Origin of the sequence: Allofournierella massiliensis (genome assembly GCF_964241245.1) — a bacterium.
Lineage (GTDB): Bacteria > Bacillota > Clostridia > Oscillospirales > Ruminococcaceae > Allofournierella > Allofournierella massiliensis.
Window position 1 is genome coordinate 1 of sequence record NZ_CAXSWZ010000038.1, and the last position, 24,690, is coordinate 24,690.

18 protein-coding genes and 1 riboswitch are annotated in these 24,690 nt (G+C 59.1%); of the genes, 4 read left to right on the forward strand and 14 right to left on the reverse strand.

From position 1 onward, the window contains the following. Positions 1–149 precede the first annotated feature (149 nt). The 13 genes from ACESYO_RS14810 to glyA all read right to left on the reverse strand — a co-directional run bounded on the left by ACESYO_RS14810 (position 150) and on the right by glyA (position 19,444). Positions 150–530 carry a RidA family protein gene (locus ACESYO_RS14810; RefSeq protein WP_058966309.1) on the reverse strand — a complete coding sequence of 127 codons (381 nt, stop codon included), beginning with the start codon at positions 528–530 and terminating at the stop codon, positions 150–152. A 30-nt stretch (positions 531–560) separates the two neighbouring features. Next, positions 561–2,153 carry an N-acyl-D-amino-acid deacylase family protein gene (locus ACESYO_RS14815; protein WP_276871556.1) on the reverse strand — a complete coding sequence of 531 codons (1,593 nt, stop codon included), beginning with the start codon at positions 2,151–2,153 and terminating at the stop codon, positions 561–563. A gap of 103 nt (positions 2,154–2,256) precedes the next feature. After that, the gene (locus tag ACESYO_RS14820; RefSeq protein WP_058966313.1) at positions 2,257–3,441 is read right to left on the reverse strand and encodes a YgeY family selenium metabolism-linked hydrolase; all 1,185 of its coding nucleotides are present in this window, start codon (positions 3,439–3,441) and stop codon (positions 2,257–2,259) included. Between the two features lie 247 nt (positions 3,442–3,688). Continuing rightward, positions 3,689–4,903, reverse strand: coding sequence for a diaminopropionate ammonia-lyase (dpaL, locus tag ACESYO_RS14825; RefSeq protein ID WP_276871558.1), 1,215 nt, complete (start codon positions 4,901–4,903; stop codon positions 3,689–3,691). Positions 4,904–4,909: 6 nt separating this feature from the next. Then, the gene (locus ACESYO_RS14830) at positions 4,910–6,238 is read right to left on the reverse strand and encodes a uracil-xanthine permease family protein (RefSeq protein WP_276871559.1); all 1,329 of its coding nucleotides are present in this window, start codon (positions 6,236–6,238) and stop codon (positions 4,910–4,912) included. A gap of 2 nt (positions 6,239–6,240) precedes the next feature. Next, a complete protein-coding gene (xdh, locus tag ACESYO_RS14835; protein WP_373210631.1) occupies positions 6,241–8,802 on the reverse strand; it encodes a selenium-dependent xanthine dehydrogenase in 2,562 nt (853 codons plus the stop codon). Positions 8,803–8,815: 13 nt separating this feature from the next. Further along, a complete protein-coding gene (gene hydA / locus ACESYO_RS14840; RefSeq protein WP_276871562.1) occupies positions 8,816–10,174 on the reverse strand; it encodes a dihydropyrimidinase in 1,359 nt (452 codons plus the stop codon). A gap of 30 nt (positions 10,175–10,204) precedes the next feature. After that, positions 10,205–13,180, reverse strand: coding sequence for a putative selenate reductase subunit YgfK (gene ygfK / locus ACESYO_RS14845; protein ID WP_373210629.1), 2,976 nt, complete (start codon positions 13,178–13,180; stop codon positions 10,205–10,207). A gap of 168 nt (positions 13,181–13,348) precedes the next feature. Then, positions 13,349–14,686 carry a putative aminohydrolase SsnA gene (gene ssnA, locus ACESYO_RS14850; protein ID WP_058966323.1) on the reverse strand — a complete coding sequence of 446 codons (1,338 nt, stop codon included), beginning with the start codon at positions 14,684–14,686 and terminating at the stop codon, positions 13,349–13,351. 623 nt (positions 14,687–15,309) lie between these two features. Further along, a complete protein-coding gene (locus ACESYO_RS14855) occupies positions 15,310–15,693 on the reverse strand; it encodes a Fur family transcriptional regulator (protein ID WP_058966325.1) in 384 nt (127 codons plus the stop codon). A gap of 299 nt (positions 15,694–15,992) precedes the next feature. Further along, a complete protein-coding gene (locus ACESYO_RS14860) occupies positions 15,993–17,261 on the reverse strand; it encodes a replication-associated recombination protein A (RefSeq protein ID WP_058966327.1) in 1,269 nt (422 codons plus the stop codon). Positions 17,262–17,265: 4 nt separating this feature from the next. Continuing rightward, the gene (locus ACESYO_RS14865) at positions 17,266–18,105 is read right to left on the reverse strand and encodes an alpha/beta hydrolase (RefSeq protein WP_058966329.1); all 840 of its coding nucleotides are present in this window, start codon (positions 18,103–18,105) and stop codon (positions 17,266–17,268) included. Between the two features lie 85 nt (positions 18,106–18,190). Then, positions 18,191–19,444, reverse strand: a complete 1,254-nt coding sequence (glyA, locus tag ACESYO_RS14870; RefSeq protein ID WP_058966331.1) for a serine hydroxymethyltransferase — start codon at positions 19,442–19,444, stop codon at positions 18,191–18,193. Between the two features lie 204 nt (positions 19,445–19,648). On the opposite strand from glyA, the gene ACESYO_RS14875 reads away from it, so the two are divergent. The 3 genes from ACESYO_RS14875 (at position 19,649) to ACESYO_RS14885 (ending at position 22,177) form a co-directional block, all read left to right on the forward strand. Beyond that, positions 19,649–20,299: an endonuclease III domain-containing protein gene (locus ACESYO_RS14875; protein ID WP_058966332.1), complete on the forward strand. Its 651-nt coding sequence runs from the start codon at positions 19,649–19,651 to the stop codon at positions 20,297–20,299. 68 nt (positions 20,300–20,367) lie between these two features. After that, positions 20,368–20,485: riboswitch (TPP riboswitch) on the forward strand. 116 nt (positions 20,486–20,601) lie between these two features. Next, positions 20,602–21,225, forward strand: coding sequence for an energy-coupled thiamine transporter ThiT (locus ACESYO_RS14880; RefSeq protein WP_058966334.1), 624 nt, complete (start codon positions 20,602–20,604; stop codon positions 21,223–21,225). Positions 21,226–21,382: 157 nt separating this feature from the next. Then, positions 21,383–22,177, forward strand: coding sequence for a class D sortase (locus ACESYO_RS14885; RefSeq protein ID WP_373210627.1), 795 nt, complete (start codon positions 21,383–21,385; stop codon positions 22,175–22,177). Here ACESYO_RS14885 and ACESYO_RS14890 read toward each other — a convergent pair. Then, a complete protein-coding gene (locus ACESYO_RS14890) occupies positions 22,058–23,020 on the reverse strand; it encodes a LysR family transcriptional regulator (protein WP_058966337.1) in 963 nt (320 codons plus the stop codon). The two genes, ACESYO_RS14885 and ACESYO_RS14890, sit on opposite strands and share 120 nt — an antisense overlap. A 274-nt stretch (positions 23,021–23,294) precedes the next feature. Between ACESYO_RS14890 and ACESYO_RS14895 the strand changes: the two genes are divergently transcribed. Then, complete coding sequence (locus tag ACESYO_RS14895) at positions 23,295–24,485, forward strand: iron-containing alcohol dehydrogenase (RefSeq protein WP_058966339.1); 1,191 nt, start codon at positions 23,295–23,297, stop codon at positions 24,483–24,485. Positions 24,486–24,690 lie beyond the last annotated feature (205 nt).

The window sequence follows — 24,690 nt, forward strand, 5'->3', positions numbered from 1 at the left end:
CTTGGTGACGGTGGGGTTCAACTCTTTTCGTTCGACAATTTTAAACATTTGGGGTTACTCCTTCGCACAAAAAGGTGCGGCCGCCAGCATCCGGCAGCCGCACCGCGCTGATTAATAAAAAATTTGGCAGGAATTCTTTTTGATCTCTGTTAGATCACAGCTACGCACTCGATCTCTACCAGAGCGTCCTTGGGCAGAGCGCCTACCTGGAAGGCAGCGCGGGCCGGGAAGGGCTGCTGGAAATACTGGGCGTAGATCTCGTTCATGGCACCGAAGTCAGCGATGTTCTTCAGCAGAACGGTGGTCTTGACCACGCTGCTCATGTCTGCGCCGGCGGTGGCCAGGATGGCTTTGATGTTCTCCAGAGACTGACGGGTCTGGCTCTGGATGTCCTCACCGGCAAAAGCGCCGGTGGCGGGGTCCACGGGCAGCTGGCCGGACACATAGATGGTCTTGCCTTCTGCCTGAATGGCCTGAGAGTAGGGGCCGATGGCAGCGGGTGCCTTTTCGGTGGAAATTGCAGTGTTCATTGGTTCATTTCTCCTTTGCTTGGAATCCTGTTACGCCTTGTGGCGGATGACCTGGCCGTTCAGAGCGCCGGTGTGCTTGCCGTGATCCACGGCCACCTGGCCGTTTACAATCACATAGGCGATGCCGTCCGGGAACTGGATGGGGTCGGTGAAGGTGCCCTTGTCAATGACAGTATTGGGGTCGAAGATGGTGATATCGGCCCAGTTGCCCACCTTCAGGGTGCCGCGGTCGGTCAGGCCCAGCACACTGGCAGGTTTGGCGGTCATCTTGTAGATGGCCTGCTCCAGGCTCATCAGCTTCTCTTCCCGCACATACTTGCCCAGAATGCGCACGAAGCTGCCGTACAGGCGGGGATGGGGCTTGCCCGGGCAGAGCAGGCCGTCGGTGCAGGCGTTCATCTCGGGGCGCATCATGAAGCGCTTTACGTGCTCCTCGGTGCCGTAGAAGTCCACCATGCCCACGGCGTTCTCCTCTTCCATCAGCAGGTCGAAGGCGGCGGTGTAGGGGTCTACGCCACGCTTCTCGGCCAGCTCCACGATGGACAGGCCCACCGCGTCGGCGTTCTTCTCGGTCTTGACGCTGGTCACATAGATGTTCTCGAAGCCGGCGAAATCCACGAAGTTATCCCAGCCGGGGATGCCATGCTCCATATCGTAGACCATCTTCTTGCGCAGCTCGGGGTCGGCCAGACGGGCCACCGCCTTGTCGGTGCCGCCGTCGTGTACCCAGGGAGGCAGGATGGCGCCCATCATGGTGCTGCCCGCCACATAGGGGTACTGGTCGAAGCTGACGGTGATGCCTTCCTTCTTGGCCTCCTCCAGCAGCTCCAGAACCGCGTCGATCTTATCCCAGTTTTGCTTGCCGCAGACCTTGAAGTGGCTCCAGTGCACCTTTACGCCGGACTTGCGGCCGATCTCGATGACTTCCTTCATGCTGTCCAGAATGGTGTCGGCCTCGCTGCGCTGGTGAATGACGAACACGCCATCGTACTCGGCAACCACCTTGCACATCTCGATGATCTCCTTGCTCTCGGAGTAAGCGCAGGGAATGTAGATCAGACCGGTGGACAGACCCATGGCGCCCGCCTCCATTTCGCGGCGGGTGATGGCCTTCATCTTCTCGATCTCTTCATCGGTGGGCAGGCGGTTGTCCAGGCCCATGGCCTCCATGCGGATGTTGCCGTGGGGCACCAGGTACATCTCGTTCAGGCCGGGGTGAGCCTTCTCGATCATCTTCAGGTAGTTGTCGGTGGTCTCATAGGTCCAGTCGATCTCGTCGGTATCGCCGTCCAGACCGGCCAGATTCTTGCGCCAGGGGCTGATGTACTGGGTGGGCAGCGGAGCCATGGACACGCCGTCCTGGCCCAGCAGCTCGGTGGTGATGCCCTGCATGATCTTGGGCATTACCTGAGGCCGCAGCAGCACATCCAGGTCGCTGTGGCTGTGGGTGTCGATAAAGCCGGGAGCCACGGCCAGGCCTGCAGCGTCGATCACCTGATCGGCAGGCTCGGTGATGGTGCCGATGGCGGCAATCTTGCCGTCCTTCACCAGCACATCGGCGTTGATGCTGGCAGCGCCGGTGCCGTCGATCACGCGGCCGTTTTTGATGAGCATAGTAGACATGGGTCAAACGCCTCTCTTTTTCTAATGAGTGATGATTTTGGCTTTACAGCCAGCTGTGGCCCCGCCACCCGGAATGCGGGCAGCGAGGCACACGAAAGGCTTATTACTTCATCAGGGCCTTCAGCACGCCGGTGTAGCAGTCGCATACCTTGACCAGCTGGTCGATCTCGATGTATTCGTTGATGGTATGAGCCAGGTTCTCACGGCTGGGTCCAAGGCCGAAGGTCTTGATGCCGGCCTCACCTGCATAGTGGCTGCCGTTGGTGCAGAAGTTGTACTGGGTGATGGAGGGGTTGTAGCCCATGGCCTTCAGCTCGCCGTACACAGCCTGCACGAAGTCGTCGTTCTCGTCGTACAGCCAGCCGGGGAAGAAGCGCTCGCCCTCGATCACGTTGCCGGTGTGGCACATTTCCTTGCCAACCGCGTAGCTGGCCTTTACCTTCAGCTCGGGATCCTCGGCCATCAGCTTCTCCAGCAGGGCGTTGATGGGAGCCAGCACGCTCTCCTTGGTCTCGCCAACCAGCAGGCGGCGGTCATAGGTGGCACGGCAGTACTCGGGCACAACGGAAGCACCGGGGTACGGAGCGGACTTGATGTCGGTCAGCTCCAGAATGCCGTCACCCAGAACGGGGTGATGGGTGGGCTCCAGAGTGCGGATGGCCTCGATGACCTTGGCCATCTTGTAAACAGCGTTGATGCCCTTTTCGGGGTTGGCGCTGTGGCAGGGCTTGCCGAAGGTCTCGATCACGATCTCGGCACGGCCGCGCTGACCGATCTTCAGGTTCAGCTGGCTGGCCTCACCGATCACCACATAGTCGGGCTTCACATAAGCGCTGATCTCGCGGGCAGCAACACCCTCGAAGCACTCCTCGTGAACCACGCCGGCCACATAGATCTCACCGGCGAAGTCACGGTTGGTAGCCTTGGCGAAGTTGGCGGTGGCGCAGGCCATGGCGGCAACAGCGCCCTTCATGTCGGAAGTGCCGCGGCCATAGATCTTGCCGTCCACGATCTCGGCGCCGAACGGATCATGCTCCCACTTGGAAGCATCCTCTACGGGCACGGTATCGATGTGGCCGTCGAACTGCAGGCGGGGGCCGGGACGGTTGCCCTTCATGCAGCCGATCACGTTACCGTATTTGTCCACATGGACGCTGTCGAAGCCGTTGGCCTCGAAGAATTCTTTCAGACGAGCAACAACGCCATCCTCATGGCCGCTGTAGCTGGGAGACTGGATGAGTTTCTGGCACAGGGCCACTACGTTGTTCTGCTGTTCCTGAGTAAGCATAGGTGTATCCTCCTATCCATGGATGAGAATAAGTTATAACGATCGTTCGTATGAGGCGGGCTTTACCGCCGGATACCAATTGGGAAAGAGATGCTCCGCCCGCGCGGTGTCGCCCCCGCGCGGGCGGGCACAGGCTCTAAAAAGCCCGTCCCGGTTGGATTTTGGAAGGGCGCGGCGCTGTGGAGCCGCGTGTGAAAATGAGAGAGTTTGAGAGGACCGGAACGGGCGGAGCTGGTTAAATGGGAACTCAGCCGTCGTAACGGTTGAACTTGCCGCCCCAAACCACGTTGCGGTAGTTCTCCTTGTCGGTGTCGCCCTCGGTGCTGATGAACAGGATGCGGCTGTTCTCGTCCAGGTGCAGCTTCTGCTTGAACTCAGCCAGATCCTCACGCAGCAGGATGTTGGAGATGCAGCCGGTGGTGGCGGCGCCGCTCTCGCCGGAAACAACGGGCTTGTCGCCGCCGGTGGGGGCAGCCAGAATGCGCATACCGTCGGCAGCCACATAGTCGGGGCAGCTGATGAAGGCATCGGCGCAGTTCTTCAGAACTTCCCAACCGATGGTGCAGGGCTCGCCGCAGGCCAGACCCGCCATGATGGTGTTCATGTCGCCGGTAACGAAGTGCAGCTTGCCGTCATTGGCTTCGGCGGTGCGGAATACGCAGTTGGCCTTCTCGGGCTCCACAACAGTGATGAAGGGGCGCTCGGTGCCGTAGTAGCTGGAGATGAAACCGGCCATGGCGCCTGCCATGCTGCCTACGCCAGCCTGCAGGAATACGTGGGTGGGCTTTTCAGCACCCTCTTTTTCCAGCTGGTGCACAATTTCATAACCCATGGTGGTGTAGCCCTGCATGATCCACAGAGGGATGTCGGTGTAGCCTTCCCATGCGGTATCCTGCACCATGACCCAGCCCTTCTCCTCGGCCTGCTTGTTGGCCAGACGAACGGCGTCGTCGTAGTTCAGATCGGTGATGGAGGCGTCCGCACCCTCGGCGCGGATGTTCTCCAGACGCTCCTGAGCGCTGCCCTTGGGCATGTAGACCACAGAGTGCTGACCCAGGCGGTTGGCAGTCCAGGCCACGCCGCGGCCATGGTTGCCGTCGGTGGCGGTAACGAAGGTCACCTCACCCAGCTTCTGGCGCACTTCATCAGACAGGATGCGGGTGGCGGGCATATCGGCAATATCCTCGCCCAGAGTCTTGGCGATGTAACGGCCCAGAGCGTAGCTGCCGCCCAGAACCTTGAAGGCATTCAGGCCGAAGCGGTAGCTTTCGTCCTTGATGCGAACTTCTTTCACGCCCAGAGCCTTGGCCAGACCGGGCAGGCTGGTGAGCGGTGTCTCGGCATACACGTCGAAGCTGGCATGGAAGTCATGAGCCTTTTTGGCTTCGGCTTCGCTGAAGGCGCTCAGGTCAGTGGCGGGAACGTCCTGATGGGGATAAGTAACAATCTTGAACTGTTCCATAGAGTATCAATTCTCCTTTTTCTCTTTGGGAAGGATAAGATTCAACAAAATGGCGGTAAGCGCCACGATGATGACCTCGGAGTTGCCGAAGATCTGGCCGATCCAGGCGGGGCAGCCTGCAAAGGCGTTGGCAGTCTGGGGAATGCCCACCGCCATGGCCACGCTCAGGCCGGCAATGAACACGCTGCGGGGGCTCAGGCCCTCGCGGGCCAGCATCCGAACACCGGTCATGGCGATGGAGCCGAACACGGTGACGGTGGCGCCGCCCAGCACAGGCTGGGGAATGGTGATGAGGATGGCGCTCAGCTTGGGCACCAGAGCCGCAACAGCAACCACGCCGCCGGCGATGCCGAATACCACGCGGTTGATCACCTTGGTGGTAACCACGATGCCCACGTTCTGACCGGCAGCAGCCACAGGCACACCGCCGAATACGCCGCCCAGAAGGCTGCACAGGTTGTTGGCGATCACGCCGCCGGTGATTTCGGCGTTGGTGGCCGCACGCTCATAGGCGCCGTTGGCAGTGGCTTCGAACTGACCGATATCCTGCACGGCATTCACCATGAACACAATGCCCAGGCTGATGATGGCGTTCAGGTTGAACTCGGGAGCGAAGTGGAAGGGCGCGGGCAGCTGAACCCATGCGGCGGTGCCCACTTCGGTGAAGTGGATCATGCCCATGGCCATGGCTGCCAGATAGCCCACCAGCATACCAATCAGGGTGGCGCTGGCTTTGATCATGCCCTTGCAGAACTGGCCGCATACGATAACAGTGGCCAGAGTGATGAAGGCCAGAATCCAGTTGCGGGCGCTGCCGTAGCTGGGGTCTGTGGCCACACCGCCCGCCATGTAGTTGATGGCGGTATCGTACAGCGAGATACCGATGGTCAGCACCACGCTGGCGGTAACGATAGGCGGGAACAAAAAGCGAATCTTGGTGAAGCACAGACCCACCAGCATGCCCACGCAGGCGCCGGCGATCTGGGCGCCTACCAGGCCGCCCATGCCGGACTGCTCCACAATGGAGCGCAGGGTGGGCAGGAAGGCGAAGCCGCTGCCTACCATAACCGGCAGGCCGCTGCTGATGAAGCCCTTCACACCAAAGGCCTGCAGCAGGATGGCGAGTGCCGCCACCAGCAGGCTTCCCTGCACCATGATGATCTGATCCGAAGCGGAAACGCCCGCGGCGGAGGCAACGATCATGGGCATGGTGATGCAGCCGACCACCATGGCCACCACATGCTGAAGTGCAAGGGGGATGGCCTTGGCCAGGGGGGGCATGCCGGTGCGGGTGTAAAGCGCCTGTTCAGAAGGCGCCGCTTTTGCACTAGCCATGCTTATTTGCCCCCTTTCTTATAGAAGGTGTTCTGGAGAGGCAGCTTGGTGCGGAACACGCCGTCCACACGGTAGGCCGCATGGGCTGCAGCGGGAGCTGCGGGGATGGCGCTGATCTCGCCCACGCCCTTGGCGCCGAAGGTGTTCTGATCGTCGGTACCCTTCTCCACGAAGATGACCTCGATGGGAGGTACGTCGGTGGCACGCAGCAGGCCCAGAGTGCCGTACTTGCTCTTCACATAGCCGTTCTCCATCTTGAAGTCCTCGGTGAGGCCATAGCCCAGAGCCATAACCACGCCACCTTCGATCTGACCGGCGCAGGACTGATAGTTGACCACGCGGCCAACGTCGTGAGCGGCAACCACCTTGACGACCTTCTTGTTCTCGTCCATGATGACCACCTGAGCCGCATAGCCGTAGGCCACATGGCTGACCGGGTTGGGCTTGTCGCTGCCCATGCGGTCGGTCACGCCGCTGTATTCGCCGTAGAAGCTCTGGCCTTCCAGATCCTCCAGAGTATGGCCGTTCAGTGCGGCAGCCAGCTCACCGGCTGCACGGCGGGTTGCCTCGCCGCAGAACACAGTCTGACGGGAAGCGGTGGAGGTGCCGGAGTTGGGGGTGATGGCCGTGTCGGCACGCTCGTGGAAGATGTGCTGCGGATCCACACCGGTGACCTCGTTCACGATCTGGGTGCAGACGGTGGCAACGCCCTGGCCCATGCAGGCGGCGCTGGTGCGGATGTGCACCTTGCCGTCCACCACAGCCAGGCTGCAGCGGCCGATATCCGGCAGGCCCACGCCCACGCCGCTGTTCTTCATGCAGCCGGCGATGCCCGCATAGGGGCTGCTCTCGTAGGCTTCCTTCACAGCCTCCAAGCACTCGGCATAACCGGTTTCAGGGCCGGCGATCTGACCGTTGGGCAGCACCTGACCGGGGCGGATGGCGTTGCGGTAACGGATCTCCCAGGGGCTGATGCCCACCTTCTCGGCCAGCAGATCCAGGTTCAGCTCGGCAGCGAAGCAGCTCTGGGTTACGCCGAAGCCGCGGAACGCGCCGCCGGGCACGTTGTTGGTGTAAACGCAGATGCCGGTGATGTCCACATTCTGGAAGTTGTAGGGGCCGCCGCAGTGGGTGCAGGCACGCTGCAGAACGGGGCCGCCCAGGCTGGCGTAAGCGCCGCAGTCAGAGATCAGGGTGGCCTTCATGGCCAGCAGCTTGCCGTTCTCGTCACAGGCGGTGGTCACGTCCATTTCCATGGCATGGCGCTTGGTGTGGATGTTCAGGCTTTCCTGACGGCTGAACTTCACCTTTACGGGGCGGCCGGTGGCCCAGGCCATCAGCGCCGCGTGGTGCTGCACGCTCATATCTTCCTTGCCGCCGAAGCCGCCGCCCACCAGCTTGGTCTGGCAGCGAACCTTCTCGGGAGGAATCTGCAGCATGCGGGAGATTTCCTTCTGCTCGTCGTATACCGACTGGCTGGCGGTGTACATCAGCAGGCCGCCCTCGCCGTCCGGAATACCAATGGCGCACTCGGGCTCCATGAAGGCATGGTCGGTCATGGGGGTGGAGTAGTGCTGGGTCACCACATAGGGCGCGCTGGCAATCACCTCTTCGGCATTGCCGCGCTTGAGCACTTCCTTGGTGAGGATATTGCCCTTTTCATGCAGCTTCGGGGCATCCGGCTGCATGGCCTTGATGGGATCGGTGAGGGGCTCCAGCTCGGTGTAGGTCACATCCACCAGATCCAGCACCTCGTCCAGGGTCTCCTTGTGGTTGGTGGCCACCAGAACGATGGCATCACCAATGTAGCGGGTGCAGTCGCCCTCGGCGATCAGCACATCCCAGTCCTGAATGATGTGGCCGGTCTTGTTGAAGGGCACGTCCTTGGCGGTGAGGATCTTCACCACGTCGGGATGGGCCAGAGCGCGGGTCAGGTCGATCTTCTCCACACGGGCTCTGGGGTACTTGGAACGCAGAGCCTTGGCGTAGATCATGCCGGGAACCTTGATGTCGTCCACGAACAGGCCGGTGCCCAGCACCTTCTCGGCCACGTCCACACGGGGGAAGTGAGCGCCGATGCGGGCCTCGCTGTCGTCCTGAGGAACGGGCAGATTCTCGCGGAACATTTTGGCAGCCAGCAGAATGGCTTCCTCGATGCGAACATAGCCGGTGCAGCGGCAGATGTTGCCGCGGATGGCCTTCTTCACATCCTCACGGGTGGGGTTCAGGTTCTCATCCAGCAGGCTCTTGGCGCTGATCACCATGCCGGGGATGCAGAAGCCGCACTGTACCGCGCCGGTCTGGCCGAAGGCGTACACATAAACCGCACGCTCACGCTCGGTCAGGCCTTCCACGGTGGTGATGTGCTTGCCGTTCAGCTTTTCGGTGGTGAACACGCAGGCTTTGGTCTTCTTGCCGTCCACCAGGACGGTGCAGGTGCCGCAGGCGCCCTCGCCGCAGCCGTTCTTCACGCTGGTCAGCCGCAGGTCCTCCCGCAGGTACTCCAGCAGTTTGACATTTTTATCGGTGTGGTGCTCCACGCCGTTTACATATAAGGTGTACATGGAGACGCTCCTTTCAGCGCTTCACGTAGGTGCCGGCCACAAGGCCGGTAGGCTGGCCGTATTCCGCCGCCAGCACGCCGCCCACGAATACTGCTTTGGGCATGCCGGTTACGGCAAAGCCCTCGTAAGGGGTATAGTCCACATTTTGCTGCTGCCGGGCCGCGGTGATCACCGTTTTTGCCTCGGGGTCCCATACAGTCACATCCGCATCCGACCCAACGGCCAGCACACCCTTGCGGGGATACATGCCGAAGAGCTTTGCAGGATTTTCGGCCAGCAGTCGGCAGAAATCGGTGACGGCCAGTTCCCCGGGCTGCACCATGCTGGTGTAAACCACCATGGGCCGGTGTTCGATGCCGGGGCCGCCGTTGGGAATTCTGGTAAAGTCCTCGATCCCCAGATCCTTCTGCCCTTTGAAATTGTAACTGCAATGATCGGTGGCAATGGTGTCGATCTCCCCTGCCGCCACCGCCTTGCGCAGCGCCTGTACATCGGCGGGAGTGCGCAGCGGCGGACTCATCACATATTTTGCGCCCTCAAATCCGGGGGCCTTGTAACGGCTTTCGTCCATGGTCAGGTACTGGGGGCAGGTTTCCGCGTAAACCTTCACGCCCTTTTTGCGGGCGGCGCGAACCTCTTCCAGACCCAGCTCGGTGCTCAGATGCACCACATGAACCGGCGTGTCTGCCAGTTTGCCCAGATAGCACAGCCGGTTTACTGCTTCGGCTTCCACCTCAGCGGGTCGGCTGACCGGATGGGCATCCGGACCGAAATGGCCCAGTTCCTTCTGACGGGCCTGCAGTTCATTCACCAGCAGACCGTTTTCACAGTGCACGCCCAGAATTCCGCCGAAGGGCTTAAGCGACTGGAGGATCTCCAGCAGCTCCGCGTCGTTCACCTTCAGCGCATCGTAGGCCATATAAGCCTTGAAGCTGGTCACACCCCGGCGGAACATCTCGGGCAGCTCCGCCTTCACCTGGTCGTTCCAGTCGGTGATGGCCATGTGGAAGGCGTAGTTACAGCTGCATTTGCCGTCCGCCTTTTTGTGCCAGGCGTCCAGCGCATCGTTCAGGGTGCCACCCTTATCCTGCGTGGCGAAATCCACGATGGTGGTGGTTCCCCCGCAGACTGCGGCACGGGTACCGGTGGTGAAATCATCTGCCGTTACCAGCGAGCCGCTTTCCATATCCAGATGAGTGTGGCCGTCGATGAAGCCGGGGAACACATAGCAGCCCGCGGCGTCATGAACGGTGTCTCCCTCACCCGGTTCAATGTGAGGTTCGATGGCGACGATGCGGCCGCCATCCAGAGCCAGGTCGGCCCTGGTCAGCCCCGAGGGGCTGACCAGCTGGCCGTTTTGAATGATAATCAAACGAATCCCTTCTTTACTCACAGAGCTGGATTACAGGCAGTAGGCGTAATCCTTCAGAATGGTCTCGATCAGGGCCTTGATGGGGCCATAGGTGGTGGTATCCTGCGCCAGAACGGTCTCGTACTCGGCATCGCCCAGACGGATCTTCACCTTACCGGCAGCGGCATCCAGTACGCAGAAGCCGGGGTTCTGGCTGTCGGCCATATCGGCCTCGGAAGCGAACACGGTGAACTTGTCCTTGTAGGGAGAGCTGGCGTAGGGGCAGAACACGGCGCAGTTGCCGCACTCGTTGCACATCTTGTCCACATGGACCACCTGCTCCTTGGCCATGCCGGGCACCTTGATGGCCAGGTTGGCGCGGTTGGGGCAAACGTCCACGCAGTTCTCACACACGGCGCTGCAGCCCAGGCAGCGGTCGCTCTCGGCCTTGGCGTCCACATAGCCGCCCAGCAGGCTGCGCTTTGCCTTCAGCTGAGAAGCCTCGGCGGTGAAGTCGATGGTCTTCACGGCGCTGGCCAGGATGTTCATGGCAGCAGCAGTGGCGTCGGCAATGGCTTCCACAACAGTGGCGGGGCCGCGCTTGGCGTCGCCCACAACATAGATGCCGTTCTCAGCCTTGCAGTCGGCGTCGACCTTGGCCTTGCCCTTCTCGTCCACGGCAATGCCGCTGGTCAGGAAGGTGGCGGTGTCAACCTTCTCACCGATGGCAGCGATCACGCAGGAGGCAGGCAGCTCGGTGGTCTCACCGGTGGCCTCGGGGCTGCGGCGGCCGGAAGCATCGGGAGCGCCCAGACGCATCACGTCGCAAACCAGCTTGCCGTCCTTCAGGGCAACGGGAGCCAGCAGCTCGCAGAACTCCACGCCATCGGCCAGAGCCAGCTCCAGCTCTTCCTCATCGGCAGGCATGTAGCGCTTGCTGCGGCGGTATACCAGGCGAACGTTGGCGGCGCCGGCGCGCTTGGCGGCACGGGCAGCATCCATGGCGGTGTTGCCGCCGCCGATGACAACCACGTCGTTGCCCAGGTTCAGGGTCTCGGGGGCGTTCTTCTGACGATCCAGGTACTCCAGAACGTTCAGGGCCTCGCCGCCCTCCAGCTTCAGAGCGCCGTGGTTCCAGGCGCCGTTGGCCAGAATCACATGGGTGTAGCCCTGACCCAGCAGCTCAGCGGGGTTGGCCACGGTGGTGTTCAGCTTTACTTCCACGCCCAGCTTCTCCAGCAGAGCAGCGTCCTTGGCGATGGCTTCGTCGCTGATACGGAAACCGGGGATGACGTGCTTCACGATGCCGCCCAGAGCGTTGCGCTTCTCGAAGATGGTGGCCTTCGCGCCAGCCTTGGCCAGGAAGTAGGCCGCAGCCATACCGGCGGGGCCGCCGCCCACGATGGCAACGTTCTCGCTGCGGGGAGCGCCGGCCTTCAGGCCAGCCAGGAAGGCGTCGTAGCCGCCCTCGGCAGCTGCCAGCTTGGCAGCGCGGATCTGCACGCTCTCCTCGTAGAAGTTACGGGTGCACTTGGTCATGCAGCGGTGGCTGCAGATGGTGCCGGTGATGAAAGGCAGGGGGTTCTTCTCACAGATAACCTGCAGAGCTTCCACCAGCTTGCCCTCGCCCACCAGCTGAATGTAGGTGGGAATGTCCTGATGGATGGGGCAGCCGGCCTCTTCACAGGGAGCCACGAAGCAGTCGATCAGGGGAACGTCCTGCTTCATCTTGCGGCTGGGCAGAGGCTTGATGGGCTTCACATGGTGAGCGTCGGTCTTGACGGAATCCACCAGAGCGCCCAGCTTCTCCATATCCACACCGGCGAAGGGAACGTAGTCCATGGCAACCAGCTTGTCGGCCATGGGACGCAGGCGGTTGTATCCGCCGGGCTTCAGCAGGGTGGTGGCCAGGGTGATGGGCCAGATGCCGGTGTTGAAGATACGGTCGATGTTGAAGTAGTCCGCGCCGCCGGAGTAGGATACCCGCAGCTTGCCGCCGAACTCCTTCTCCACCTTCTGAGCCAGGCTGATGGACAGCGGATACAGGCTCTTGCCGCTCATGTACATCTCCTCACCGGGCAGCTCGCCGGCAGCGATGGTTACGGGGAAGGTGTTGGTCAGCTTGATGCCGAATTCCACGTTGTTGGAAGCGGCCAGATCCAGCAGACGATTGAACATGGGGATGGCGTCCTCAAACTGCAGGTCGCCCTTGAAGTGATGGTCGTCGAATACGATGTAATCGTAGCCCATGTCGTCCAGGGTCTTGCGGGCGAATTCGTAACCCAGCAGAGTGGGGTTGCACTTGATGTAGGTGTTCAGCTTCTTCTCGTTGATGAGGTAGGTGGCAATGCGCTCGATCTCATCCGGGGGGCAGCCGTGCAGGGTGGACAGGGTGATGGAGGTGCAGACATGGGGATTGATGGCGTCGATGTAAGCGGCATCAATGCCGTTCAGGCGGTTCAGGTTGGCCTTGGCCCATTCCACGCACTCAGCCCAGATCTTGCTGGTGGAGGCGTCCTTCATGCCCTCGATGTAGGTGTTCACCTTCTCGCTCTGGATGCCGGCCAGATCGTAGCCAACGCTCATGTTGAATACGAAGCCGTTCTCGCTGCCCAGGCCGTACATGCGGCTGATCAGCTTCAGGGCGAACCAGGCCTTCACATACTCTTCAAAGGCCTGGGGAACGCGCAGCTCGGTGCTCCATTCCACGTTGTAGCACTCGTCCTCTGCCTTGATGCAGGGCTTGGAGACGGGCAGGTCCTCACCGTCGATGATCTGAACGGTCTTGACCTCGAAGAAGCGGCTGCCGCCGGCGTATGCGGCGATCAGGTTCTGAGCCAGCTGGGTGTGAGGGCCGGCAGCGGGGCCGAAGGGGGTCTCGATCTGCTCGGTGAAGATGGGCAGAGTCTTGCCGGCGGTGTGCTTGTAGATGTCACCAACGCCGAAGATGGTGCCCTGCTGGGCGTACTCGGTGAGGACCCAATCCATCAGTTCAGCAAACGGAATGGGGCGCATGATGTCGCTCATAATGATTCTCCTTTTTCTCTCAAATTCATCGCCCGCTTTGAAGGCGGACGCCGGTTCCCGTGCTGTTTTGAGCCCGCACGGAGGCTTTTTTACACAGGTTGGGGCACAAAGAGCCCGCCCGGGTCTGCCGGGTGCAAACCGGGCTCTTTGTGCCTATAGGGGCTTGAATCAGCGGCCCGCGTTGATGCGGTTCCACAGATCGGCGCTCTGCTCGCGGCAGTGGGCCAGAACAGCTTCCTTGTCGATGCCGATCAGCTCGCGGTCCTTCATCTTGACCACGCCGTTGATGATGGTGGTCACCACACTGCGGCCGGTCATGCCGAACAGGATGTGGCTGTTGATGTTGGAGGCGTTCATCGGGGTCAGAGGATCGTAATCGGAAACGATCACGTCGGCGTAGGCGCCTTCCTTCAGGATGCCGATGGGCTTCTCGAAGAAGCGGCCGGCCATGGCGCGGTTGTTCTCGAACAGCATGGTGGGAATCTCGCCCCAGGCCACGTTGGGCTTGCAGGCATTGTGCTTATGCAGCACGTTGGCCACCTTGTAGCTCTCGGTCATGTCGTTGGTGTAGCCGTCGGTGCCCAGGCCCACGGTCAGGCCCTTCTCCATCATCTTCAGGATCGGGGGGCAGCCCACGGCGTTGCCCATGTTGCTTTCGGGGTTATGTACCACCATGGTGTTGGTGGCCTTCAGCAGGTCCATCTCGGCCTCATTGATGTAGATGCAGTGGCCGCAGATGGTCTTGTCGCCCAGGATGTCCATATCGTGCAGGCGGAACACCAGACGCTTGTTGTATTTGGTCAGGCTGTCGTACAGATCGTCGATGCCCTCGGCCACATGGATGTGGTAGCCGGCGCCCTCAGGCTTCTCGGCTGCGCAGTACTCCAGAGTCTTGTTGCTCAGGGTGAAGGGAGCGTGCATGCCCATCATGCCCTTGATCATGTCGGTGGTGTCGGCCTGGGCGTACTTGATGAAGTCCACGTTTTCCTTCACGGAAGCCTTCATCTTGTCCTCGCCGTCGCGATCGCTGATCTCGTAGCACAGGTTGGAGCGAACGCCGAACTCCTTGGCGCTCTCGGCAATGGAAAACAGGCTGCCCTCGATGCCGCCGTAGCTGGCATGGTGGTCAAAGATGGTGGTCACGCCGTTCATGATGCAGTCCAGATAGGTGGCATCGGCGCTGGCCTTGGTGTCCGGCAGGAGCAGATTGCGGTCGATGGTCCACCACTGCTGATCCAGAACCTCCAGGAAGTTGGTGGGATTGTTGCCCTTGATGGTCAGGCCCCGGGCAAAGGCGGAATAGATGTGGTTGTGGGCGTTGATGAAGCCGGGCATGATCACGCCGCCCTTGGCGTCGATGAATTCGGCTTCGGGGTATTTGGCCTTCAGCGCGGCGGTCTCGCCCACCTCTTTGATCAGGTTACCCTCAATGGCAACACAGCCATTTTCCAGATAGGGGGTTGCGTCGTCGCGAGTGACCAGGCGGCCATTTCCCAAAAGATACATAACCATTCTTCTCCTTTTCTGCTCATGCGTTGTTATTCGGCTACAAACGAAAAACGGCTGTAACAGAACACACTGCTCACCATTTTGCCCTTGCATTTTGCCCTTGGCAGATGGATCACAGCCCGTGCGCGAAGCACTCCGTTACAGCCGTTTTATTCACCTTGATTTTTGTCTGATTTTTCCCTTTTTCCCTACGATTCACGACCCAATCATGATCAAAAAACACAAAAAAAGAACAGCCGTACCGTAACTGACGAACAGCACAACGCCTGTTGTGCCTGCCCAACCCGTGCGCGAAGCACTCCGTTACAGTTGGCTGTTAAAAATCAAACTATACCTGTGAGAAAAGTGTCATTCCTCACTGCACGTTCAGTATAGCACCATGATATTTGCCGTGCAAGTGGGTTCGAACGTTTTCTATTTTTTGCCTAAAGCTTCCAATTCATTGTTGTGCAAAACAGCAAAGTATTACTTTTATTTTTTCATCAAAATCACACGTTTCGGCCGTTTCCCCCCTATTTTTCCGACGCTTTCATAGGAAATGACGCTTTTTAAAAGCTTTATATGTATAAAAAAACAACGCCCGGATTGCAAACACAACCCGGGCGCCGAAAAAGCTTTTTTCAGCTGCGGCCCGCTTCACGGCAGGCCGAACATAAACCATAAAGATTCAGCGAAACATGCTCGATGGCCAGGTCCTTGCGGGCCTCAATCATCTGATTGATCGCCGTTTTGTCCAGAAAAACGTCCTCCACCTTTCCGCAGCGGGTGCAATAAAGGTGATCATGCTCGGAAAGGGTACGGTCAAACCGATCCGCCATGCCGGGGATCGACACGCGGCGCACCCGGCCCATTTCCACCAGGCCATTCAGGTTGCGGTACACCGTGCCAAGGCTCAGGCCCGGGCAGTCCTCGCGGATGGCCAGATAAATATCATCCGCCGTGGGATGGTCGCAGCGGTTCTGCACCTGACGCAAAACCAGCTCTCGTTGACGGGAATAGCGCATTTGGGAAACCTCCTTTGCGGTAAATTTTCTCTATGAGGAAGCGGGCCCGGAGCATATAGTCAATATCCATAAATCCGAAAGGCAGTTAAAAATGCCAAAACCCTTTCTAACTCTACACTTTATATACTAAAATAGGAACGATTCCTTGTCAAGCAAGAGCGCAAATTTTTATAGGATTTTTTTCATTTTTGTAGCAACCGCCAAAGCTCCCTCATCTGCCGCCAGAGGGTTTATGCGCAGTGTGAAAACCGCCGTCCGAATCGCTTCGGGCGGCGGTTAATAAGAATAAATCGCAGGCTTTACTTTTTCTTTATTTTATCCCAATAAGCTCTGGCTGCCTGTTCATTTTTATTCTCTCCGTATTCATAATACACCGTTCCGGCCAACGCATCCGGCAGGTACTGCTGTTCCACCCACCGGCCGGGGAAATCGTGGGGATATTTATAATTCTGGCCTTTTACCAGTGCATCCTCGCCGTCAAAATGCTTGTTTTGCAACTGGCGGGGAATGGGGCCGGATCTGCCCCGTTTCAGATCCGCCATAGCCCGGTTGATTCCCATGTAGGCGGTGTTGGATTTTGGGCTGGTTGCCACCAGCACCACCGCGTTTGCCAGCGGGATGCGCGCCTCAGGCAGACCAACCATATTGGCGATGTCCACCGCGGCTTTAACAATGGGCATGATCTGCGGGTAGGCAAGGCCCACATCCTCGCAGGCACAGACCATCAGCCGCCGACAGGCACTCACCAGATCCCCCGCCTCCAGCAGGCGGCCCAGGTAATGCAGCGCTGCATCCGGATCCGAGCCACGCATGGATTTCTGATAGGCAGAAACGATGTCGTAATGGTCATCCCCTGCCCGATCGTAACGCATGGCGGTACGGCGTGCCACCTGTTTGACCATTTCCAGCGTGATCAGCCGGTTTCCTTCCGCATCCGGCGCAGCGGCAGTGGCGGCAAATTCCAGGCAGCCAAGTGCCTTGCGCATGTCGCCCCCGCAGGCGTCCGCCAGATACCGGCAGGCCTCCTCGGGCATTTGAACAGGGCCTCCATCCTCTTCTCCCAACCGGGTCAGCGCATTACGGATTCCCTGCTCGATGTCCGCCGGCTGCAGAGATTTGAATTCAAACACGGTGCACCGGCTGAGCAGCGCATTATAAATATAGAAATAAGGATTTTCCGTGGTGGAGGCAATCAGGGTAACCGAACCGTCCTCAATACACTCCAGCAGGCTCTGCTGCTGCTTTTTGTTCAGATACTGAATCTCGTCCAGATACAAAAGCAGACCATTGGCGCTGTTCAGGGTACCAATCTCAGCCAGCACCGCCTTGATATCGCTGGTGGAAGCGGAAGTGCCGTTGAGCTTATGCAGTCGCATGCCGCTGTTTTCCGCGATGATGCGGGCCACCGTAGTTTTGCCCACACCGGACGGGCCATAAAAGATCATATTGGGAATGCGTCCGCTGTCGATGGTTTTGCGGAACACACATTCCTCCCCAAGCAGATGCTGCTGGCCGCACACCTCGCTCAGTGTGCGCGGGCGCAGCCGCTGGGCCAGAGGTTCACTCATGGCGTTATCCCCTTTCTGTGGTAAAGGCTTCGCTGCTCCAGCCCTTCAGGATCTGATCCGCATAGCCCGGATTCACAAACCGGTCAATGGCATAGACCAGGCTCCGATCCCAGAACGCCCATTCGTGGCCGCCATCCCAGTCCATATAGGTATAATCCACCGGCAGGCTCTGGGCCAGCTGGCGGAACGCCTGATTCTGCTCATAAATATAGTAAGGCTCGTGATCCTGACGGCCGGTGGTGCACAGGATCTTCGGCTGCTGCTCCGCAGGCAGGGCGCTCACCTTCTGCACCAGCCGGAACAGGTCCCGGTTTTCCGGCAGCTCCAGCGCCTGACCGTACACCGGCTCGAACACATAGCGCACCAGAGGGTTGTCTTTCTGGCCCAGCATCAGGTGCATGGCCACCGCGCCGGAGAAGCTGGCGCAGCCCGCATACCGCTCCGGGTGATTGAGAGCCAGCATCAGCGCGCCGTAGCCGCCCATGGAAAGGCCGCAGATGAAATTCTTCTCCCGCTCGTGGGGCAGCTTCACGATCTGATCCAGCAGCACAGGCATCTCCTCGGTGAGCCAGGTATGGTAAGCCTGATTGGAAGCGGTGTCGTGATAGAAGGAATTGCCCGCATCCGGAATTACGAGGGCAATGTTGTTGTCCGCCGCATAGCGCAGCGCAGCCGACATGTTCACCCAGTCGTCGCCATCGTTGGTATAACCGTGCAGCAGGGTGAACACAGCCCGGGGCGGCTGGCCCTTCCAGCGGTCCACCAGATCACAGGGGAAATACAGCCGCACCTGCGTGGTGCTCATCAGGGCCTGGCTTTTCAGTTTGCAGGTAAAAAACGCCATGGTTAAGCTCTCCTTTTTGGCATTGCGCCAGCAAGGCGGCTTCCCCCGCCTTACGGGAAAAGCCGCCCTCTGTTGATGTTACCGATTATTCATACAGCGGGAACCGGGCAGTCAGCTCCGCCACGCGGGCCGCCACCTGATCCTTCTTATTCTCAAAATCGAAGATGCAGTCCGCGATGCAGTCCGCGATGACCTTCATCTCTTCGGGGCCAAAGCCGCGGGTGGTCACCGCCGGTGTGCCGATGCGTACACCGCTGGTCACGAAGGGACTGCGCTTTTCGCCGGGCACCGAGTTCTTGTTGGCGGTGATGTACACCTCGTCCAGATTGTGCTCCAGCTCCTTGCCGGTGCACTCCTCGTCGGACAGGTCGATCAGCATCAGGTGATTGTCCGTGCCGCCGCTCACCAGTTTCACACCCCGGGCGGTCAGTGCATCCGCCAGTACCTGAGCGTTCTCCACGATTTTGCGGGCGTACTCTTTAAATTCCGGGCGCAGCGCCTCTCCGAAGCAGACTGCCTTGGCGGCGATCACATGCTCCAGCGGGCCGCCCTGGGTACCGGGGAATACCGCCTTATTGATCTTCTTGGCCAGATCCTCATTGTTGGTCAGGATCAGGCCACCGCGAGGCCCGCGCAGGGTCTTGTGGGTAGTGGTGGTCACCACGTCCGCGTAGGGCACCGGGCTCTGATGCGTGCCACCCGCCACCAGGCCGGCAATGTGGGCCATATCCACCATCAGGTAAGCCCCCACCTCGTGGGCAATGTCGGACAGCACATCAAATTTAATGGCACGGGGATAAGCAGAAGCGCCCGCCACGATCATTTTGGGCTTGACTTCCCGGGCCAGCTGACGCAGTGCATCGTAATCCAGATATCCTTCCTCATTCACGCCATAGGGGACGAAATGGTAGTTCTTGCCGCTCATGTTCACCGGGCTGCCATGAGTCAGGTGACCGCCTGCAGCCAGATCCATACCCAGAATGGTGTCGCCCACCTCCAGCAGCGCGAAATACACGGCCAGATTGGCCTGAGCACCGGAGTGGGGCTGCACGTTGGCGAACTTTGCACCAAACAGCTTGCATGCGCGGTCGATGGCAATCTGCTCCACCTGATCCACATAGGCACAACCGCCGTAATACCGGTGGGCGGGGTAGCCCTCGGCGTATTTATTGGTGAGCACGGTACCCATTGCAGCCATTACCGCCGGGCTGACGATGTTTTCGCTGGCAATCAGCTCAATGTTCTGCCGCTGGCGAACCAGTTCCCGCTGCATGGCTTCGGCCAGCTCCGGGTCCTGCCCGGCCACAAAGCCGATGGTATCCATCATATCCTGATACATGTTTTTCCACTCCTTTTCCCGTATGGCCCAGCCATTAGTATACTATTGTTCTATTATAGCGCATCTGCCGCCCGGGCACAACCACCCGGCAGTAAGTTTCCAATGGCTTTTTCTGCTGTTTATAAAAAGAATTGCCCAAACTGAGAATTCGTGCTATAATCATTGAAAATTCTTTTATACAAGCCAAAACGGAGGGATTCACCCATGACCACAAAAGCCCTGGCACTGGAAGTGATCCAGCGCCTGAAAGACGCCTACCCCATCGCGGAATGCACTCTGGATTATGACCACGCCTGGCAGCTTCTGGTGGAGGTGCGGCTGGCTGCCCAGTGCACCGACGCCCGGGTAAATGTGGTGTGCAAGGATCTGTTCGCCAAATACCCCAGTGTGGATGCGCTGGCCGCTGCCGAGCCGGAGGAGATCGAAGCCATCGTGAAACCCTGCGGGCTGGGCCGCTCCAAGGCGCGGGACATCAGCCTGTGCATGCGCCGCCTGCGGGACGATTTCGGCGGCAAGGTTCCGGACGATTTCGACGCGGTGCTCAGCCTGCCCGGCGTGGGCCGCAAAAGCGCCAACCTGATCATGGGCGACGTGTTCGGCAAGCCTGCCATCGTCACCGATACCCACTGTATCCGCCTGTGCAACCGGATCGGCCTGGTAAAGAACATCACCGAGCCCAAAAAGGTGGAGATGGCCCTGTGGAAGATCATTCCCCCGGAGGAGGGCAGCGATCTGTGCCACCGGTTCGTGCTGCACGGCCGGGCCGTGTGCGACGCCCGCAAGCCGGACTGCGCCGCCTGCTGCCTGAAGGACATCTGCAAAACCGGCAAGAAGGCCGTTCCCGCCGAGTCATAAGCCCTTTTCTTCCTACCAGAAAAGGAAAACCTTGACAAATTCCTCTATCGTGTTATACTTATGCACGGACATAAAAACAGGGGCGCTGGGGGCCATCCCCGGCTGAGATCAGAGCAAAGTGCAGCTCTGGGTCACCTTGAACCTGATCCGGGTAATGCCGGCGTAGGAAGTTTGAGGATCATAGCGCAATCATTGCGCCCCTGCATGGTTTTTTGCCTGTGCAGGGGCGTTTTTTGCGCCCGTTTTTATGTACTAATCTTTTTTCACACGGCCAAAAAGGCCGGGAAAGGCTGGTACAAACCATGGCAAAATCGACGACCCGCACCCATGCGCTGGTGGAATGCGCGCTGATGATCGCGCTGGCCACCATTCTGAGCTACATTCCCATCTTCAAGCTGCCTCACGGCGGCTCCATCACCCTAGTGAGCATGCTGCCCATCATTCTGGTCAGCTTCCGCCGCGGCCCCGCCTGGAGCCTGCTCACCGCTTTCGTGTTCAGCCTGATCCAGCTGCTGCTGGGTGTCAGCGATCTGACTTACTGCCAGACGCTGGGCGCCGTAGTGGGCAGTGTATTGCTGGACTTTTTGATCGCCTTCACCGTGCTGGGGCTGGCCGGTCTGATTGCAAAGCCCATCCCCAACCGGCTGGCCGGCGTCTGCGTGGGCACTCTGGCGGTTTGCCTGCTGCGCTACCTGTGCAGCTTCCTGTCCGGCTACATCGTCTGGAAGGACTACGACTATGCCTTTGAGTGGATGACCGAGTTCGGCTGGGGCGCTCAGATCGCCAGCATGGGCGAAAACGCTCTGTGCTGGCTGTACAGCGCGGTATACAACGGCACCTATATGCTGCCGGAAGCCATTCTCACCACTGTGGTGGCCATCGTTCTTTATAAAATGCTGCCCAAGCTGTTTGCGCCTCAGGCGTAATTTTTCTTCCAGCCGGGGGTGTTTCCAATCCGGAAGCACCCCCGGTTTTTTCTGTTTCGCCGTGCCTTTACTGTCCTGTCTTTTTTTGATATACTGAAGAAACTCCCGGTAAAAATCTCTCCGGAGTATTTTATTCTTGAAAACGAGGTGTAACCCCTTGAAGCTGCCTTTTTTATGGAAAAGCCTTGCACTGACCGCCTGTGCTGCCCTGATGCTGTGTGGCTGCGGCGCATTCAGCGCGCCGGAACCCACGCCCACCCCCACACCGGCTCCCACTGCAGTGCCCACACCGGAACCCACTCCCAGCCCCACGCCGGAGCCCACACGGGAACCCACTGTGAATCTGGATGATTTCGGTGGTTACCCTTCCGTGGGTGACGAATTGGGCCGCATTGTGATTCCCGGCACCAATGTGGACTGCGCCATGTACTGGGGCGACAGCAAAACCCAGCTGAGCAAGGGTGCGGGCACCTACACCGGCGCGCATATTCCCGGTGAGGGCGGAACCATTCTGGCCGGAGCCCACACCAACAGCTATTTCCGCGACTTTGAAAATGTGGAGCTGGGCGACGAGATCGTGATCACCACCTATTACGGCGAGTATCATTATGAAGTGGTGAATATGCAGGTGGCACTGGATACCGATACCTCTGCCTACGATCTGGAAGCAGACGAGGAGAATGTGACTCTATACCTGCTACCCCTTCGGCACTCTGCAGCACACCAGCCAGCGCTATTTCATCTATGGCAAATACATCAGCGGCCCCGAAATCGTGGACAACTGATTCCAGTCAAAAACGCCCTTTCCCACACCATTGGAAAGGGCGTTTTCTTATTGTTCTGCGGAAAGGGCAGTCGGCCCCTCCTGTGCTTTCTGCATGGCCCGCAGCAGCATGCCCTGTCGGCTGGCCGCCTCCTGCAGCGCCACAAGGCAATCCCGTGCAAGGGGTGAAAGGCCGTATTTTGCCTGCCACAGGGCCACATCCCGGTTCATTGCCACACCGGCGCAGCGCTGCTGCACAAGGCCGTGGCGGCGGCATTCCGCCTCCGGAAGCGGATTTGACCAGGCATAGCTGCCCGGTACGCCCCGCAGCAGCTCATACATACTGGCCCGATCCTGCACATGAATACGGCCCGCCGGTTCCTGTGGCGGAGCCGCAAATTCCGTCTGCTCCGCCAGCTGGGCATCCCCCCGCAAAATCTGGGGATACTGCTGCAGCTGATCGTATTGCAATGTTCCCTGCCCGGCCAGCGGATGCCCCGGCGCCATCAGCACACAGGGCGTAAAACGCAGCAGAGTACGGCTGGCAAGACCCGCCTTGGCAAACAGCTCCTTGAAATAATCGTCATACAGCAGCTGATACCGCACCACGGCGATCTGCACCTGGCCCCGGCTCACCGCATCCAGTGCCTGGGCCGTGGCCGATTCCTGATAGCTCACATTCAACGGCCTGCCCTGCTGCTTTGCCAGAAAGGCGGCCAGCGCCCGGGTGATGTAGCCGCTGTGCGGCCCGGCCAGCGCCAGCCGCATGGTCTGTTCATGGGTGCGATAGATGCTTTCCAGCTCGCCCACCTGACGCAGGATGGTCTCGGCATAGCGCAGCAGCTGGGCCGCCTCCACCGTAGGCTCCATGCCCTGTGCTCCCCGCCGGAACAGGCTGACCCCAAGCTCCTTCTCCAGTTCCTTGATGGTTCGACTCAGGTTGGGTTGGCTGATATACAGATTCTGAGCTGCCTTGGTCATACTGCCCACCCGCGCAATTTCCAGTACACAGCGCAGCTGTTGTAAATTCATTCCCTTTTCCTCCTTTGTGTAGTTTGCCAGCGTATTTTCACGAAACATGTGTAAAAACTTTGTAAACAGCCCACTATTATATCACTTTTGATATAGTTTTATTTATATAATACATTACCCACCAGGATATGGCAATGGTATCATAGGGGTGTCAAGAAAATAACATTCAAACGCCTGCCGCCTTGTGCGGTTTCTTTTCGCCCTTTTCGCGTTAAGATTTTAACGTTTAGAACATGTTATTTCATTTTCGGAATTTTTTTGGAGGTAATGAACAATGGCACGTTTTACTCTTCCCCGCGATCTGTATCATGGCAAGGGCTCTTTGGAAGAACTGAAGAACCTGGGTGGCAAGAAGGCTTTCGTCGTTGTTGGCGGCGGCAGCATGAAGCGCTTCGGCTTCCTGGATCGCGCCATCAATGCCCTGAAGGAAGGCGGCATGGAAGTTTATCTGTTTGAGAATGTTGAGCCCGATCCCTCTGTGGAAACCGTTATGCGCGGCGCTGCTGCCATGACCGAGTTCCAGCCTGACTGGATCGTTGCCATGGGCGGTGGTTCCCCCATCGACGCTGCCAAGGCCATGTGGGCTTTCTACGAGTACCCCAATGTGACCTTTGAGGAGCTGTGCATCCCCTTCAACTTCCCCAAGCTGCGCCAGAAGGCTCACTTCTGCGCCATTCCTTCCACCTCCGGTACTGCTACCGAGGTTACCGCGTTCAGCGTAATCACCGACTATACCAAGGGCATTAAGTATCCTCTGGCCGACTTCAACATCACTCCCGATGTTGCCATCGTTGATCCCGAGCTGGCCGAGAAGATGCCCCCGAAGCTGACCGCTCACACCGGTATGGACGCTATGACCCATGCCATTGAGGCCTATGTTTCCACCTGCAACTGCGATTACACCGATCCTCTGGCTCTGCATGCCATCAAGATGATCCACAATGATCTGGTTGCCAGCTACAACGGCGACATGGATGCCCGTGACCGCATGCACAACGCTCAGTGCCTGGCCGGCATGGCCTTCTCCAACGCTCTGCTGGGCATCGTTCACAGCATGGCTCACAAGACCGGTGCTGCTTACTCCGGCGGCCACATCGTACACGGCTGCGCCAACGCCATGTACCTGCCCAAGGTCATCAAGTACAACAGCAAGGTTGAAAGCGCTGCCGAGCGTTACGCTGACATCGCCCGCTTCATCAAGCTGGAAGGCAACACCACCGAGGAGCTGGTGGAAGCCCTGATCGCTGAGATCAAGAAGATGAACGCCGCGCTGAACATCCCCACCTGCATCAAGGAGTACGAGGGCGGCATCATCGACGAGAAGGAATTCATGGATAAGCTGCCTCAGGTTGCCGAACTGGCCATTGGCGATGCCTGCACCGGTTCCAACCCCCGTCAGCCCAGCCAGGAAGAGATGGAGAAGCTGCTGAAGGCTTGCTACTACGACCTGCCCATCGATTTCTAATCGATTTTCCCGCACTGAATGCCCTCGGTGTATTTACACCGGGGGCATTTATACGTTATAATGTAAGAGGACTGTGCATTTTTCGGTCCCAGGCCGGCTTTTGCATTCATCCGCAAATGCCGGTTTCATTTTGTGAGTGAAAAGGAAGCGATTTGCCATGTTTAAGATCGTTGAACGAAAAGAGTTGAACCCCACCGTCACCAAA